Source organism: Actinoplanes sp. KI2 (assembly GCF_025630775.1).
GTDB lineage: Bacteria > Actinomycetota > Actinomycetes > Mycobacteriales > Micromonosporaceae > Actinoplanes.
This window is the reverse complement of record NZ_JAOSZE010000001.1, coordinates 72,262-87,329: the sequence shown is the minus strand read 5'-3', so window position 1 is coordinate 87,329 and position 15,068 is coordinate 72,262. Positions and strand designations below refer to the sequence as shown.

Below are 15,068 nucleotides of genomic sequence, written 5' to 3'. Positions count from 1 at the left end.
GCGCCGGCCGAAAGCCGGCGCCGGCTGTCGGGGGCTCAGGCCGGGGCCGAGTCGGAACGCAGGTCGGCGAGGGCGACCACCACGTCCTCCGGGAGCGCACCGAGGTCGTGCGCGCTGAACACATAGATCGCATCGCCGGTGTCCAGCTCCAGCAGCTCCGAGCGCAGGCCGCGGTGGGTGCGTCGATCCACGCGTACGCGCTCGACGGCCGACCAGGGCAGATGCCGGCGGCGGGCGAATCCCGCGACCACCGTGACGCCCGACGCGTCCGCCGCCAGGCGGACCGGCACCACCAGGTCGCGCAGCGCCCACCCGGCCAGCGCCAGGGCCACGACCAGGGCAATCGCCCAGCGGATCGGGTCGTTACCGGCAAAGGCCACGGTCAGCACCACGATCGCGACCGCGCCCATCAGCTTGGTGACCGGCAGGACCGGCTTGACGCGCCACTGCATGCACCCACTATGGCAGCGGCATGACGACGCAACGATCATCTTGAGGCTGTAATCCGACATTCATCGTGCGTTGCCCGATGCCTCACCGGCGGGGTCCGCGTTGAACGCCACATGGACGTGTTCTCCCGTACGTTCTTGCCCGCCGCCGCCGAAGCCGGCGTGGCCATCCCGACCGTGAGCCGGCACATGCCGGTCTTCCGCCGTTGCGTCGATCCGGACGACACCACCGTGCTGGTCAGCCGCTGCTACCGGCCCGACACGCCGCTGGCCGGCGAGTACATGCTGCTGCTCACCTACCGCCGCCTGGTCGTCACCCAGGAGACCAAGGTCTTCCATCGCCTGCGGCTCCACCTGAACGCCAATCTCCGGCACCTGAGCAACGTGACCTGGGCGCCGGATCACGTCCGCTCGGCCGTCGAGCTGGCGGCGACGGCGGTGGACGGGGTGCGTGAGCGCTTCCGGCTGCGGCTTGCCGAGCCCGAGGCGGTCTGGCGCTTCGACTCGCACCTGGAGCACGTGTTCCGGGCGCCCCGAGCCGCTGTCGCTTGAGCCCCGGTTCGCCGCGCCGCCCTGACGAGCAGGAGCCGGCCCGGCTCACCACAGGAACTCCATGATCGGCGTACGCAGGCCCGCCGCGTCGAGGCCGTGCGCCCGCGCGTGGTCCGCCCAGCTGCCGTAGCGGCGCACCTCGTCGCGGCCGACGCCCAGGTGCAGCGCCCGATGCGGGCGGCCGCCGAGCGCCTCGGCGACCTGCCGGGCCGAGGTGCCGGACAGGTACGGCTCGACCAGCACGACCTCGCCGTCGGCGAGCGCACGCAGCCCCTCCGCGTCGAACGGGCGCGGCGTGTTCGTGTACGCCACGGTCACGTCCAGGTCGCGGGTCGCCTCGAGCACCGGATCCAGCATCGGGCCGACCGCGACCACCAGCGGACCGCCCCGCTTGAGCACCCGCAGGCGCCCGCCGTCCGGGTACGCCCGCGAGTTCTCCTGCAGCGCGAGCCGGAGGTAGACCCGGTCGTCGTGCCGGGCCGCGTCCCGGAGCAGCTGCGCCACCTCGTCGTGGTGGCCCGGCACGTGCACGGTCCAGCCCTCGAGCGTGTCGAGCAGCTCGACGTCGCCCGGCGACTGGTGGGTGTAGCCCTCGGCGGCGCCGTCGTACGAGGCGCCGATGCTGACCAGCACGGCACCCGCATCCTGGTGCCCCAGGTCCAGCTTGATCTGCTCGTACGCGCGGTCGACCAGGAACGGGGCGTAGGAGTGCAGGTACGGCCGCAGCCCGGTCAGCGCGAGCCCGCCGGCGACCCCGGTCATCAGCTGCTCGCGGATGCCGACGTTGAGCACCCGGTCCGGGTGCCGGCGCCGGGCCGGCTCGAACGCGTCGGCCGAGATGTCGGCGAGCACGAGCGCGGTCCGCGGATCCTCGTCCAGCAGCGCCGTGGTGGTGGCGACGAACGTCTCCCGCATCATCTGCCTCAGCCTCGCTTCGGTTCCACAGTGGCCACGACCAGGTTCGGCCGGTCGTGGTGGCGCCGGCTCAGGGCGCGCTCGATCAGGTCGTGATCCCGGCCGTCGATCACCGCGGTGATCCAGCCGGGGAAGCGGGCGGAGATCCCGCCGGGCCAGCCGTGCGTGGCCGACTGGTTGTCGATCACGATGGCGGTGATCGGGAGCCGGGTGGCCGCGGCATACGCGATCGCCTCGTGGTTGGCGCCCTCGTCCAGTTCGGCGTCGCCGAGCAGCACGAAGACGCGCGGGTCGAGCAGGCCCTGGGCGCGCAGGCCGAGCGCCACGCCGACGCCGATGCCCAGGCCGTGGCCGAGCGAGCCGGTGCCGATCTCGACGCCGGGCACGAGCAGCCGGTCCGGATGGTTGCCGAGCGGGCTGTCCCAGCCGCCCATGTCGTCGAGCCAGTCGGCCGGGAAGAACCCCTTCGCGGCGAGCACCGCGTAGTAGGCGGCCGGGCCGTGGCCCTTGGAGAGCAGGAACCGGTCGCGGTCCGGCTCGTCGGGCTTCCGTGGATCGATCCGCAGAACGCGGTCGTAGAGCACCCAGAGCACGTCCAGCGTCGAGTACGAGCTGGGCGCGTGCTTCTCGTCCCCGCTGATCCGCCGGACCAGGGCCCGGATCCCCTCGGTCGCGGGTGCTGTGACTGTCATGCCGATAGGCTGCAACTTGAAGTGAACTTCAACTCAAGGGGATGTGATGGAGACCCTCGCGATCGGCGATCTCGCAGCGCGCAGCGGCGTGGCGACCTCGGCCCTGCGCTACTACGAGCGCGAGGGCCTGATCCGCTCCACCCGCACGGCCGGCAACCAACGGCGGTACCTGCGCTCGGAGCTGCGCCGGGTGGCCTTCATCAAGATTGCCCAGCAGGTCGGAGTGTCCCTCGAGGAGATTCGCGAGGCGCTGTCCGAGCTGCCGGAGGGCCGTACCCCGACCAAGGCGGACTGGGCGCGGCTCTCCGCCCGCTGGCGCGGCAGGCTGGAGGAGCGCATCCTGCTCATGCAGCGGCTGCGCGACCAGCTCACCGGCTGCATCGGCTGCGGCTGCCTCTCCCTGCAACGCTGCAACCTGATCAACCCGGCCGACCGCCTCGGCGCCCGCGGCACGGGCCCGCAGATGATCGTCAACCCGCCGGACTGACCGCACGCCGGTCCGCCGACCGACCAGAATGGCCTCGTGACACCTGACGCGCCCGGCGGCCGGATCCACTCGAGCGACCCCTTCGCCACCCCCGAACAGGACCGGTCCCCGGTCCGGCGGCTACGCGGCAGGCTGGCCGCCTCGGTCACGCTCTGGACCGCCCCAGGACCGTACGGACTGACTGTGTCGTCGATGCTCGTCGCCGACGGCGATCCCGGCCGGGTGCTCGGCCTGATCGACGAGGAGAGCGAGCTCTGGGCGGCGGTGGAATCGACCGGCCGCTTCGCGGTGGCGCCGCTCGGCCAGGGCGACCGGCAGCTGGCCGACCGATTTGCCGGGTTGATGCCGGCGCCGGGTGGACTCTTCGCGACCGGCTCGTGGTCGCCCACGGAGTACGGCCCGGTGCCGGCGCACGTCGGCGCCTGGGCCGGGTGCCGGCTGGCGAGCAGCCGCGACTGCGGCTGGGCGCTGCTGGTCGAAGGCGTGCTGGAAACGGTCACCCTGGATGGCGCGGAGGAACCCCTGATCCACTACCGCGGGCGATACCGCTGACCTACTCGGCGCACTCAGACCACCACTCGGCGCAGAGGGCGACCGGCGGCGGTCACCGGGGCGGAGGGCTTCGTACGTTGCCCGAAAGTCCGCTCGTCCCCACCGAAGGCGGTGAATCCCGGTGACGACAGAAGTACCTTCCGAGTCCTCCACCGAGAGATACCTCAACGTCCAGAAATCCGAGGATTTCCAGCGCCTGCGCCACAAGCTGCGCAGCTTCATCTTCCCGATGACCGCGGCGTTCTTCCTCTGGTACCTGCTGTACGTGCTGCTGTCCGCGTACGCCCGCGGCTTCATGAGCACCAAGATCGTCGGCAACATCAACGTCGCCCTGGTCTTCGGGCTTCTCCAGTTCGTGTCGACCTTCCTGATCGCCTGGTACTACGCCCGCTACTCCAACCGCGAGCTCGACCCGATCGCCGACAGCATCCGCAACAAGATGGAAGAGGGTGCTGAGTGATGGATTCGCACCTGCTGGCCGAGGCCTCCGCGTCCACCACCCGTGGACTGACCATCACGCTGTTCCTGATCTTCGTGGCGATCACCCTGGGCATCACCATCTGGGCGAGCCGCCAGACCAAGACCGCCACCGACTACTACGCCGGCGGCCGGCAGTTCTCCGGCTTCCAGAACGGCATGGCGATCAGCGGCGACTACATGTCGGCCGCGTCCTTCCTGGGCATCGCCGGCCTGATCGCGCTGTTCGGCTACGACGGCTTCCTGTACTCGATCGGCTTCCTGGTCGCCTGGCTGGTGGCGTTGCTGCTGGTCGCCGAGTTCCTGCGCAACTCGGGCCGGTACACGATGGCCGACGTGCTGGCGTTCCGGATGCGCCAGCGGCCGGTGCGCTCGGCGGCGTCCATCTCCACCGTGGTCGTGTCGATCTTCTACCTGATCGCCCAGATGGTCGGCGCCGGCGCGCTGGTGTCGCTGCTGCTCGGGATCAAGCCGGGCACCACGTTCCTGGGCATGGACGCGGACACCGCCAAGGTCGCCACGATCATCCTGGTCGGCGCCCTGATGATCATCTACGTGGTGGTCGGCGGCATGAAGGGCACCACGTACGTGCAGATCGTCAAGGCGTTCATGCTGATGATCGGCGCGCTGGTGATGACGTTCCTGGTGCTCGTGCACTACAAGTTCAACCTGTCCACGCTGCTGGGCGACGCCGCGGCGCAGTCCGGCAAGGGCTCGGCCTTCCTCGAGCCGGGCCTGCGGTACGGCGTGGAGAAGGCGACCGCCGTGGAGACCTTCTACAGCAAGATGGACCTGGTCTCGCTCGGCATCGCGCTGGTGCTCGGCACGGCCGGCCTGCCGCACATCCTGACCCGTTTCTACACGGTCCCGACCAGCAAGATCGCCCGCAAGAGCGTGCTCTGGGCGATCGGCATCATCGGCACCTTCTACCTGTTCACCCTGGCCCTCGGCTTCGGCGCGGCGGCCCTGGTGGGCGGTAAGGCGATCACCGCGCAGGACAAGGCGGGCAACACCGCGGCGCCGCAACTCGCCCAGGAGCTCGGCATCAAGTACTTCGGCGGGGACACCGGCGGCGCGGTCCTGCTGGCGATCATCGCGGCGGTGGCGTTCGCCACGATCCTCGCCGTGGTGGCCGGCCTGACGCTGGCGTCGTCGTCCAGCGTGGCGCACGACTTCTACGCCAACGTGATCAAGAAGGGCACCGCGAGCGAGCGGGACGAGGTGCGGGTCGCCCGGATCTCGGCCCTGGTCATCGGCGCCGTGGCGATCTTCCTCTCCATCCTGGCGCAGAGCCAGAACGTGGCCTTCCTGGTCGCGCTCGCGTTCGCGGTGGCGGCGTCGGCCAACCTGCCGGCGATCCTCTACAGCCTGTTCTGGAAGCGGTTCAACACCGCCGGGGCGATGTGGGCCATCTACGGCGGCCTCGCCTCCGCCGTCGTGCTGGTCTTCTTCTCGCCGGTCGTGTCCGGCTCGCCCACGGCCATGTTCCCCGACCAAGACTGGCACTGGTTCCCGCTCAACAACCCCGGCATCATCTCGATCCCGCTCGGCTTCTTCTGCGGCTGGCTCGGCACGGTGCTCTCGAAGGAGGACGACTCGGCGAAGTACGCCGAACTGGAGGTGCGCTCGCTCACCGGCTACGGAGCGCACTGACTCCCCCGTTTGTGCCTATGGAGTGTCGATCACCAGGCATGACGGCACCTGCTCCGTAACCTGGGTTCATGTCTACGACCGTCGGACGAGCCTCGGTGAAGCCGCCCTCCTTTGATCGACCGCCGGCGAGGCGGCCCCGGTTGAAACCACGCTGGGGCCGCATCGCCCTTCTCGGGGGCCTGGCCGTGCTGATCATCGCGGTCATCGCCGGCATCTCGCTGTACGGCTACGCCAGCGACCTCGACGACAAGCTCAAGCGCACCGACACCTTCTCCCAGCTCACCGGCGACCGGCCGGCCACGCAGGTGAAGGGCGCGCTGAACATCCTGCTGGTGGGCAGCGACTCCCGCGACCCGGACACCAAGGACAACCAGGCCAACGCCTGGCGGGCGGACACGCTGATCCTCATGCACGTCCCGGCCGACCACAAGACGGCCCAGCTGGTGTCGATCCCGCGGGACCTGTGGGTGGTCATCCCGAAGAGCAACACCGCGGCGTGCGGCGACGGCAGCCGCGCCAAGATCAACGCGTCGTTCGCGTTCGGCGGGCTGCCGCGCGCCGTGCACACCGTCGAGTGCCTCACCGACGTGAAGGTCGATCACGTCATGGCGATCGACTTCGGCGGCTTCAAGGAGGTCACCGACGCGCTCGGCGGCGTCGACCTGTACGTGGACCAGACCATCACGTCGATCCACAAGCCGCACCGGGTGTTCACCAAGGGCATGATGCACATGAACGGCGAACAGGCCCTGGACTGGGTGCGCCAGCGCAAGCAGTTCCCTCGCGGCGACTTCGCCCGTATGCAGCACCAGCAGGAGTTCCTCAAGGCCATCCTGGACAAGGCGGCCAGCACCGGCACGCTGACCAACCCGGGCAAGCTCAACGACTTCCTCAAGTCGGCGACCGCGGCGGTCACCGTCGACCAGGACTTCTCCCTCACCGACATGGCGGTCCAGTTCCGCGACCTGCGCGGGGGCAACCTCACCTTCATCACCAGCCCCAACAAGGGCAGCGACATGATCGCCGGCCAGTCCGTGGTGGTCTCCGACCGGGAGAAGGCGCTCGCCCTCTACCAGGCGGTGGCCCAGGACAAGATGAGCGCCTGGATGGCGGCGAACCACACCAAGCCGACCTCGTAAGCTGAGAGCCGTGTTCGGACCCCAAGTTCCCAGCGTGACTCCCGGCGAGGTCACGGATGGCGCCTACCTTTTGGACGTACGCGAGCCCGACGAGTGGGCGGCCGGCCACGCGCCGGGCGCCCACCATCTGCCGATGATGCAGATCCCGGCGCGGATGGCCGACGTGCCCACCGACGTGGACGTCGTCGTGGTGTGCCGCTCCGGCGGCCGCTCCGGCCAGGTCGTGTCCTACCTGATGGGCAACGGCTGGGACAACGTGCGCAACCTCGACGGCGGCATGCAGCTCTGGGCCGCCTCGGGCCGCGAGGTCGTCAGCGAGAACGGGCAACCGGCTCAGGTGCTGTGACGGAGTGAGCGACTATCGCCCGCTGGTCTTTGCGCATCGGGGCGGCGCGGACGCCCTGCCCGAGCACACGCTCGGTGCCTATCTGCGCGCGCTCGAGGAGGGCGCCGACGGCCTCGAGTGCGACGTGCGGCTCAGCCGGGACGGTCACCTCGTCTGCGTGCACGACCGCAACCTCAACCGGACCAGCAACGGCCGCGGCCTGGTCAGCAGCAAGACGCTGGCCGAGCTGGACGCGCTGAACTTCGGCTCGTGGCACCCCGGCTACCCGGCCGACGAGGAGCTGCCCGACCTCAGCCGGCTGCTCACCCTCGACCGGCTGCTGGAGGCGCTGCGCGACTGCGGCCGCCCGGTCCGCCTGCTGATCGAGACCAAGCACCCGTCCCGGTACGGCGCCGAGGTCGAGCGCAAGCTGGTCGAGACGCTGCGCCGGCACCGCCTGCCGGACGGCAACGTGCAGGTCACGGTGATGTCGTTCGCCGCGCTCGCGCTGCGCCGCATCCGCGCGCAGGCCCCGGCCGTCCCGACGGTCTACCTGCTGGAGATCCTGCCGCCCGGGGTGGGCCGGGGCCGTCTGCCGTTCGGCGCCCGCATCGCCGGGCCGGGGGTGGGCCTGGTGCGCGCCCGGCCGGGCCTGGTGCCGAGCATCAAGCAGGCCGGTCACCAGGTGTACGTGTGGACCGTCAACGAGCCGGACGATCTGGAGATGGTGCTCGACCATCAGGTCGACGGCGTGATCACTGACCGGCCCAAGTTCGTGCTGGACCGCCTGGCCGACATGTGACGTCTGACACGTCACGGTGAAAGATTTCAAGATCAGCGTGCAACCGTCTGCCCAAAAGCTCGGAACCGAGGCAGACTCGCAGTCATGCCGGAGCGACCCGATTACACCGCGCTGACCCTGGGTCAGCTCGCGGTCCTCGATCGGCTCAACGCCGGCGAGACGGGGCTGCCGGTGGCGCAGCAGATCGTCCGGCTCGCCCAGGAGGTGCTGGGCGCGGCCGCCGCGTGCTTCGTCGAATACTCCGCCGGCGGGGAGAAGCGGGTCGTCGCGGCGGCGGGCACCTGGGTGCCGGCCATCGGGCGCCGCGTCGACGATTCCTTTCCGTGCGGGTCGTATGCGTACAGCCGGGATGGCGACACGGTGGTCGGCGCGCTGCACGTCTCCGATAATTCCGACAAGTCCGTCCTAGAGGTTCTCGCCGGAATTCTCGGCCGGCTCTATGCCACCGAGCCACGCGACCCCGACGCGACCCGCCGCCAGGAAAATCGCGACCTCTGGCTGGCCGTGACCAGCCATGAGCTGCGCACTCCGGTCACTGTGATCAAGGGCTACGCGGACACCCTCACCAACCACTGGGAGACGCTCGGCGAGCAGGGCCGGCAGGAGGCCGTCCGGGTGATCGGCGCCCGGGCCGGCGAGCTGGCCCGGCTGGTCGACCGGCTGCTGACCGCGACCAGCGACGACGGCGAGATCGACGAGGCCGAGGCCGAGCCGTACGACCTGCCCGAGGCGCTGCGCGGCGCGGTCGAGGAGCTGCCGGAGGGCCTGCGCCGCCGGATCGTGCCGGGCGATCTGCCGGCCGGGCTGCCCAAGGCGTACGGCGAGCGCGAGTCGATCGCCACGATCCTCACCGAGCTGGCCACCAACGCGGAGAAGAACTCACCGGCCGACTCGCCGATCGACCTGAGCGCCACCGCCGACGGCGACACGCTGCGGTTCCAGGTCTCCGACCGGGGCGTCGGCATCCACCCCGAGCACGTCGAGCGGGCCTTCGAGCGGTACTGGCAGGCCGAGGTGGACGGCCGGCGCCGCCACCCCGGTGCCGGTCTCGGGCTCTACCTGGTGCGGCGGCTCGTCGAGCGGCAGCAGGGCTGGGTGTCGCTGCGCCCGCGCGAGGGCGGCGGCACCACCGCCGAGGTGTGCCTGCCGCGCGCCTGAGTGTTCCTTCCCGCCGGTACCGCCTAGGCTGTCTCGCCGTGAGCAAGCGCCGCAACCAACGCCAAACCGCACCGAAGCGCGAAAAGGTGCGCGACATCTTCGTCGCCCGACCGTTCGAGGGCCTGGCTGACGAACCGGAGTGGATCGCTCTGCGCGAGCTGGTCCCGGCCGCCTCGGCGCCGCTGACCCTCCGACCCGAGATCATCGAGGAGTACGGCGACCGCCCGGTCACGCTGTCGACCGTGCTGCCGATGGCGTGGCCGGCGATGACGCGTACGGACGGCCGGGTCTTCATCGGCCTCCAACGGCACGTCCAGTCCGGCGACGTCTCCCGCGACCTGGCGGTGGCAATCCTGAGCGCGCTGGGCACCGAGCCCGGCGACACCGTGTCGGTGCCGGCGCTGCCCGGCGAGGGCCCGCGCCTGCAGGACATCCTCGTCGACGGCCCGCTCGAGGTGACCATGCAGGAGGGCTTCGAGTACTGGCTGGACGCCGAGCAGGCCGACGACCCGAACGTGAAGGCGTCGCTCGAGCGGGCGAACGCGTCGATCTACCCGACCGTGCGGATGGCGGCGGCCCGGGCCGCGTACTGGTGCCGGGTCGCGCCGGACAAGGGCCACGTTCGCTGGGTGCTGGCCGAGCCGGAGGACCAGGCGCTGGACGCGTTGTCCCGGCTGAGCGCCGCGGGCGAGCTGCTGCTCGGTGAGCACACCAAGTTCGCCGGCATGTTCCGGGCACACGGCCTGCTGGTCCCGGTCTGGGACATCCCGGGTGAGCCGGAGTCGGCCGACTGGGAGGCGCCGCTCGCCGACTTCGCGAAGAGGTACGCCGACACTCTGGCCGAGACCGGTCCGCTGGACGCCGACGCCCGCCGCGCCAAGCAGGGCCTGATCGGCCGTCAGCTCACCCTGCGGTAGGCCGTCAGCTCACCCCGCGGTAGGCCGTCAGCTCACCCCGCGGTAGGCCGTCGGCTCACCCCGCGGTAGCCGGTGCGGCTCAGCCCGCGGTGGCCAGCGGGGAGCGCTCGATCGGGCAGCTCATGCACCGCGGGCCGCCCCGGCCGCTGCCCAGCTCGGAGCCGCTGATCCGGACCACCTCGATCCCGGCGCGCTCCAGCTGGGCGTTGGTCTCCACGTTCCGTTCGTACGCGACGCAGAGCCGCGGGGCGATCGCGAGGGTGTTGTTGCCGTCGTCCCACTGCTCGCGTTCGGCCGTCACCGGGTCGAGCCCGGTCTCGATGGTCCGGAGCCGTTCGATGCCCATGGCCGCGGCCGCGGCCGCGAGGAACGGTCGAGGCGGTCCGGCGTGCGGCTCGCCGTCGGCGTCCGCGACGACGGTGTACGCCCGGAGCGAGTCGGCGGCGTTCGGATACATGACCACCGCGTCCACGTCGACCATCGTGCACACGGTGTCCAGGTGCATGGTGGCCCGTTCCTGCGCGATCGGCACCACCAGGATCGTCCGGGCCAGCCCCTCCCCGAAGACCCGCCGGGCCAGCCGCTCGGCGCCGGCCGGGGTGGTGCGCTCGCCCACGCCGATGGCCAGCACCTCGGGCGCGAGCACCAGCACGTCCCCGCCCTCGACGTGCTCCAGCCCCGGGTGGTAGAGCAGCTCGACCCCGGCGAAGCGCGGGTGGTAGCGGTAGATCGCCCGGGTCAGCGTGGTCTCCCGGCTGCGGGCCGGCATGGCGAGGCTGGTCACCGCGACCCGGTCCCGGATCCAGACCGAGGAGTCCCGGGTGAACAGCAGGTTGGGCAGCGGGTCGATGACGAAGTCGTTGGGCTGCATCAGCTCGTACACCAGGCCGCGGGCCCCCGGTTTGAGCTCGTCGTGCGCCAGGCCGGCCATCAGTACGTCGGCGAGCCGGCGCGGGTCCTGGTCGGCGAGGTACCGGCCGACGCCGGCACGCAGGCTCTCGCCGAGCCGGCGGTCGTCGAGCACGGCCTCGGTGAGCTCGGCCCGGGCCGCCGGGATGGCCAGCGTCTCGGCCAGCAGGTCGCCGAGGTAGAGCACCTCGACCCCGTGGCCGCGCAGCGCCGCGGCGAACGCGTCGTGCTCCTCCTGCGCCCGGCTCACCCAGGGGATGCCATCGAAGAGCAGGGAGTCGTTGTTGCGCGGGGTCAGCCGGGCGAGCTCCAGCCCCGGGCGGTGGAGCAGAACGGTCTTGAGCGGGCTCACTTCACTGTCGACGTAGTGAACCATCTCGGCACTCCTCGCAGTCGACCGATGACGTTCTGACTAGATCATGAGACATCGGTGCGCGCGAGCGAAGGGGAGACTAACTTTGTCGGTGAAGCTGCCGAACCGGGGAGACAAAGGCCCACCCATGCACTATCCGCAAGAAGAAGTCGTGCGTGAATGTGGCATTCATCCCTACTCACTCGCCTCTCTTTCACCCCAGTGTCTTGCTTCCGTGTGGGGTCGAGCACGTACGGTAGTGACTAGAGAGCCCGAAGAGACCTTTTGCCGGAGGTCGAAGTGACTGTCTTCTCGCGCCCTGCTCTGCCCGTACCCGTCAAGGCGCCTCCCGCGATCACCCGTCGCCCGTCGTCCACCGAGATCGACACCACCCGCCCCTCTCCCGTCGACTGGGCCCGTCGCCGACGCGCCGAACGGGACGCCCGCCGCCTCGAGGCCGCCGGCGCCCGCGCGCTGACCCGCCTCGACCGGCTCGGCCCCAACTGGCACATCGTCGACTGGCCGCGCACCGACGCGCAGGGCTATTACGAGCCCGACCTCGCCGACGACCGGGCCGGCTTCCTCGCCATCGGCCCCGGCGGGGTGTACGCCGTGACCGTGGCCGACCACGGCCGCGCCCGCGTGCTGATCGCCGGCGACGTCGTGCAGATCAACGGCAAGCGCCCGCAGTACGTGGCCGAGGCCCGTCGCGAGGCGCGCCGCGCCAGCAAGGCACTCTCCGCCGCGGTCGGCCTGAGCGTGCCGGTCACCCCCGTGCTGACCTTCGTCGGCTCCGGCGTGATCAGCGTGCACGGCCTGCCGAAGGAGGTTCTGGTCGCCACCGAGAAGGAGCTCGACCGACTGCTGATCGCGGGCGGCGCCCGCATCTCGCCGGCCACCGCCGGCAAGCTCTCAGCGGTCGCCAACCACCCCGGGACCTGGGCAAACGCGCCTTACCGCCCGGACGGTGACTACCGCTGGCACGCTGACGGACAAACGCCCGCTGACAAGCGGACAGCACGCCGGTAACGTTCCTTCCGGCGTACTCGACGGGTCGCCGCCGCCCCCCGCAGCGGCGCCGTCGAGCCGGAGGAACGAGGAGGATCGGGTGGCACACGTCGAGCTTTCCCTCTCGACACCGTTCGTGCCCCAGGCGCGCACCCCTGCCGAGTCGGAGTTCATCCCGAGCCTCGACCGGTGGACATCCACGGTGGCAGCCGCCGCCGAGGCATGCCTGGTGATCGACACGTCCACCACGATCCTGGCCGTGTCGGTCTCGTGCTGCGAGCTGTTCGGTCTGGGCAACCCGGCGGAGTCGATCGGGCAACCGCTCGGGTCGGCGCTCCACATGATCGATTTCACGGCCGACGGGCGTGAGTTGGACGAGAGCGACGCCGAGAAGATCCCCCCGCTGCTGGCGATCCGCAGCGAGCGACTGTCCCGTGGCCTGCTGCGAGTGGTGCCGAGCCCCGGTGAGCCGCCGGTGACCGTCGACGCCATCACCACCCCGCTGCTGAGCGGCGACCGGCTGGTCGGCTCGTTGACCTTCTTCTCGCCGATCAGGTAGCGCCTGTTCTGCCGGTGTGGTGTTTGCCGCACCTTGGAGGGTTGGGCAAGGGTCGATCCGGAAACGTAGTCTGCCCTCATGCTCGATCTAGATCTGCTGCCGCAGGAGTACGCGGTGTGCCGCCTGCCGGTCGGTTCGCCGATTCCGGCTTCGCTGGCCGCGGGTCCGGATGAGAAGGGTGTCATCTCGCTGAGCTGGGCCCCCGACGAGCTGTCGATCATCTGCCCGGCCGACCGGGTGCCGGACGGCGCGGAGGCTGACACCGCTTGGCGATGTCTGCGGGTGGCCAGCCAGGTCGAGCTGGCGCTGAGCGGGGTGATCGCCTCGCTGATCGGGCCGCTCGCCGACGCACGGGTCAATATCGTGACGTTCTCGACATACTCGTCGGACTACCTGCTGGTGCCCTCGGTACGTCTCGCCGAAGCGATGGACACGCTGCACGCCGCCGGCCATCGCATCGCCTCCTGACCTCGGCGCGCCTACCATGTGCGGCGTGTCCCCCCACACACGCCTCATTCCCCTGGGCGCTCTTTCCCTCGGCGCCCTGGCGCTCGCCGCTGCCTGCGGCGAGCCGCCCCAGCCGCAGCCCACCTCGCCGCCGTACGTGAATGTGAGCACGGCACCGATCTCGCTCGGCCCGTCGCAGCTTCCCGGTCTGCCGATCGGGACGATCCAGCCGACGGGGGCGGCCACCCCCACCCTCGGCGGCGGCGCCTACCCCACGAACCCGACGTACACCGTGCCGACCGCCACCACGACGCCGGCCACCACGATCTCGCCGACGCCCACTCCGTCGCACGCCCCGCGCTGCACCGGCGCGCCGACCGGCCCGCAGATCCTCACGCTGATCAAGGGCAAGCCCGGTATCCCGAACACCACCCTCAAGGTCGACTCGGGGCCGTACTGCTCGGGCGACTGGTCGTTCACCACGGTGGAGAAGGCCGGCGCGAACGAGGATCAGCTGGAGCCGCTGATGGTGGTGGCGACCGGCAAGGACGCCACGCTGACGCTGGTCGCGGCCGGTTCCGAGGTGTGCGTGGACCAGGTGCAGACCACCGCGCCGCCCGGCATCCGAGTACTGGCCTGCGGCTTCTGAGGCCCGAGGGCCCGTCCTGCCGGTCGCCCGGGGCTGCGGCGTGACCGGCCGGACACGCCCTACACTCACCGCATGCCGGGAACGCCGCCGACTCGCTTCGTCTACCTCGGTCCGGAGGGCACCTTCACCGAGGCCGCCCTTCGCACCCTGCCGGCCGCCGAGCGCGGGGTCCGCACCCCGGCCCGCAGCGTGCCCGAGGCCCTCGAGGCGGTGCGTGCCGGCGAGGCCGACGCCGCCCTGGTCCCGCTGGAAAACTCGGTGGGCGGCGCCATCCCGGTCACCCTCGACGAGTTGGTCACCGGCACCCCGCTGGTGATCACCCGCGAGGTCGTGCTGCCCGTCGAGTTCGTGCTGGCCGCCCGAGAGCTGACCCCCCTCGCCCGCATCCGTACGGTGGCGGCCCACCCGCAGGCCTCCGCCCAGTGCCGCAACTGGCTGCTCGCCCACCTGCCCGACGCGGTCGTGGTGGACATGCTCTCCAACGCGGCCGCCGCGATCAGCGCCGCCGCCGGCGAGTGCGACGCCGCCCTGTGCGCACCGATCGGAGTGCCGCGGAACAGGTTGACCGTGCTGGCCGAGAAGGTGGCCGACCACGCCGACGCGGTGACCCGCTTCGCCCTGCTCGCCCGTCCCGGCCCGGTGGGCGAGCCGACCGGTGACGACGTGACCTCGCTGGCCGTGTCGATCCGGCACGACCAGGTGGGCGCGCTGCTCGCGGTGCTCACCGAGCTGTCGGTCCGCGGGATCAACCTGTCCCGCATCGAGTCACGCCCGACCGGCGAACAGCTCGGTACGTACTTCTTCTTCCTCGACTGCACCGGTCACGTGGCCGAGACCCGGATGGGCGAGGCGCTGCAGGGCCTGCGCCGGATCTGCGCCGAGGTGCGCTTCCTGGGCAGCTATCCGCGGCACCGGCTCACCCGCGAGGAGCCGCAGCCGTCGGTTCCCGGGCTCTCCGACGCCGACTTCGCCGACTCGTCGGCGTGGCTGGCCCGGCTGCGCGCCGGCGAGATCGGCTGACCGGCC

The 15,068-nt window shown here is 71.0% G+C and carries 19 protein-coding genes; 15 read left to right on the top strand and 4 right to left on the bottom strand.

Features of this window, described 5'->3' with window-relative positions; all coding sequences use genetic code 11:
* Positions 1-35 precede the first annotated feature (35 nt).
* Positions 36-452, bottom strand: coding sequence for a PH domain-containing protein (locus ODJ79_RS00410; protein WP_263021232.1), 417 nt, complete (start codon positions 450-452; stop codon positions 36-38).
* A gap of 111 nt (positions 453-563) precedes the next feature.
* On the opposite strand from ODJ79_RS00410, the gene ODJ79_RS00405 reads away from it, so the two are divergent.
* Entirely contained in the window at positions 564-1,001 is a 438-nt protein-coding gene (locus ODJ79_RS00405; RefSeq protein WP_263021231.1) for a hypothetical protein, read from the top strand.
* A 45-nt stretch (positions 1,002-1,046) separates the two neighbouring features.
* Here ODJ79_RS00405 and ODJ79_RS00400 read toward each other — a convergent pair whose 3' ends face one another.
* Together ODJ79_RS00400 and ODJ79_RS00395 are read right to left on the bottom strand one after the other, a co-directional pair.
* Positions 1,047-1,916: a transketolase family protein gene (locus tag ODJ79_RS00400; protein ID WP_263021459.1), complete on the bottom strand. Its 870-nt coding sequence runs from the start codon at positions 1,914-1,916 to the stop codon at positions 1,047-1,049.
* 8 nt (positions 1,917-1,924) lie between these two features.
* Positions 1,925-2,608, bottom strand: a complete 684-nt coding sequence (locus ODJ79_RS00395; RefSeq protein WP_263021230.1) for a thiamine pyrophosphate-dependent enzyme — start codon at positions 2,606-2,608, stop codon at positions 1,925-1,927.
* Positions 2,609-2,651: 43 nt separating this feature from the next.
* Here ODJ79_RS00395 and soxR point away from each other — a divergent pair, with 43 nt between their 5' ends.
* The 9 genes from soxR (at position 2,652) to ODJ79_RS00350 (ending at position 10,118) form a co-directional block, all read left to right on the top strand.
* Positions 2,652-3,095 (top strand): redox-sensitive transcriptional activator SoxR, encoded by a 444-nt coding sequence (gene soxR, locus ODJ79_RS00390; protein WP_317620620.1) that lies wholly within the window; start codon positions 2,652-2,654, stop codon positions 3,093-3,095.
* Positions 3,096-3,131: 36 nt separating this feature from the next.
* Positions 3,132-3,647 carry a flavin reductase family protein gene (locus ODJ79_RS00385; protein WP_263021228.1) on the top strand — a complete coding sequence of 172 codons (516 nt, stop codon included), beginning with the start codon at positions 3,132-3,134 and terminating at the stop codon, positions 3,645-3,647.
* Between the two features lie 121 nt (positions 3,648-3,768).
* Positions 3,769-4,107, top strand: a complete 339-nt coding sequence (locus ODJ79_RS00380) for a DUF485 domain-containing protein (RefSeq protein ID WP_263021227.1) — start codon at positions 3,769-3,771, stop codon at positions 4,105-4,107.
* A complete protein-coding gene (locus ODJ79_RS00375; protein WP_263021226.1) occupies positions 4,107-5,777 on the top strand; it encodes a cation acetate symporter in 1,671 nt (556 codons plus the stop codon). Before ODJ79_RS00380 ends, ODJ79_RS00375 begins: the two co-directional genes overlap by 1 nt.
* A 68-nt stretch (positions 5,778-5,845) precedes the next feature.
* Positions 5,846-6,916, top strand: a complete 1,071-nt coding sequence (locus ODJ79_RS00370; protein WP_263021225.1) for an LCP family protein — start codon at positions 5,846-5,848, stop codon at positions 6,914-6,916.
* A 10-nt stretch (positions 6,917-6,926) separates the two neighbouring features.
* The gene (locus tag ODJ79_RS00365; RefSeq protein ID WP_263021224.1) at positions 6,927-7,262 is read left to right on the top strand and encodes a rhodanese-like domain-containing protein; all 336 of its coding nucleotides are present in this window, start codon (positions 6,927-6,929) and stop codon (positions 7,260-7,262) included.
* Between the two features lie 4 nt (positions 7,263-7,266).
* Positions 7,267-8,043 (top strand): glycerophosphodiester phosphodiesterase, encoded by a 777-nt coding sequence (locus ODJ79_RS00360; RefSeq protein ID WP_263021223.1) that lies wholly within the window; start codon positions 7,267-7,269, stop codon positions 8,041-8,043.
* An 84-nt stretch (positions 8,044-8,127) separates the two neighbouring features.
* The gene (locus ODJ79_RS00355; protein ID WP_263021222.1) at positions 8,128-9,201 is read left to right on the top strand and encodes a sensor histidine kinase; all 1,074 of its coding nucleotides are present in this window, start codon (positions 8,128-8,130) and stop codon (positions 9,199-9,201) included.
* Positions 9,202-9,239: 38 nt separating this feature from the next.
* Positions 9,240-10,118, top strand: a complete 879-nt coding sequence (locus ODJ79_RS00350; protein ID WP_263021221.1) for a DUF5926 family protein — start codon at positions 9,240-9,242, stop codon at positions 10,116-10,118.
* 79 nt (positions 10,119-10,197) lie between these two features.
* On the opposite strand, the gene ODJ79_RS00345 is transcribed toward ODJ79_RS00350, so the two are convergent.
* On the bottom strand, positions 10,198-11,403 hold the full coding sequence (locus tag ODJ79_RS00345) for an arginine deiminase (protein ID WP_263021220.1): 1,206 nt from the start codon (positions 11,401-11,403) through the stop codon (positions 10,198-10,200).
* 330 nt (positions 11,404-11,733) lie between these two features.
* Between ODJ79_RS00345 and ODJ79_RS00340 the strand changes: the two genes are divergently transcribed.
* The 5 genes from ODJ79_RS00340 (at position 11,734) to pheA (ending at position 15,062) form a co-directional block, all read left to right on the top strand.
* Positions 11,734-12,408, top strand: a complete 675-nt coding sequence (locus ODJ79_RS00340; RefSeq protein WP_263021458.1) for a hypothetical protein — start codon at positions 11,734-11,736, stop codon at positions 12,406-12,408.
* Positions 12,409-12,487: 79 nt separating this feature from the next.
* The gene (locus tag ODJ79_RS00335; RefSeq protein ID WP_263021219.1) at positions 12,488-12,946 is read left to right on the top strand and encodes a hypothetical protein; all 459 of its coding nucleotides are present in this window, start codon (positions 12,488-12,490) and stop codon (positions 12,944-12,946) included.
* Between the two features lie 78 nt (positions 12,947-13,024).
* Positions 13,025-13,414 (top strand): ACT domain-containing protein, encoded by a 390-nt coding sequence (locus ODJ79_RS00330; protein WP_263021218.1) that lies wholly within the window; start codon positions 13,025-13,027, stop codon positions 13,412-13,414.
* Positions 13,415-13,439: 25 nt separating this feature from the next.
* Positions 13,440-14,042, top strand: coding sequence for a hypothetical protein (locus ODJ79_RS00325; RefSeq protein ID WP_263021217.1), 603 nt, complete (start codon positions 13,440-13,442; stop codon positions 14,040-14,042).
* A gap of 72 nt (positions 14,043-14,114) precedes the next feature.
* On the top strand, positions 14,115-15,062 hold the full coding sequence (gene pheA / locus ODJ79_RS00320; protein ID WP_263021216.1) for a prephenate dehydratase: 948 nt from the start codon (positions 14,115-14,117) through the stop codon (positions 15,060-15,062).
* The last annotated feature ends 6 nt before the right edge of the window (positions 15,063-15,068 follow it).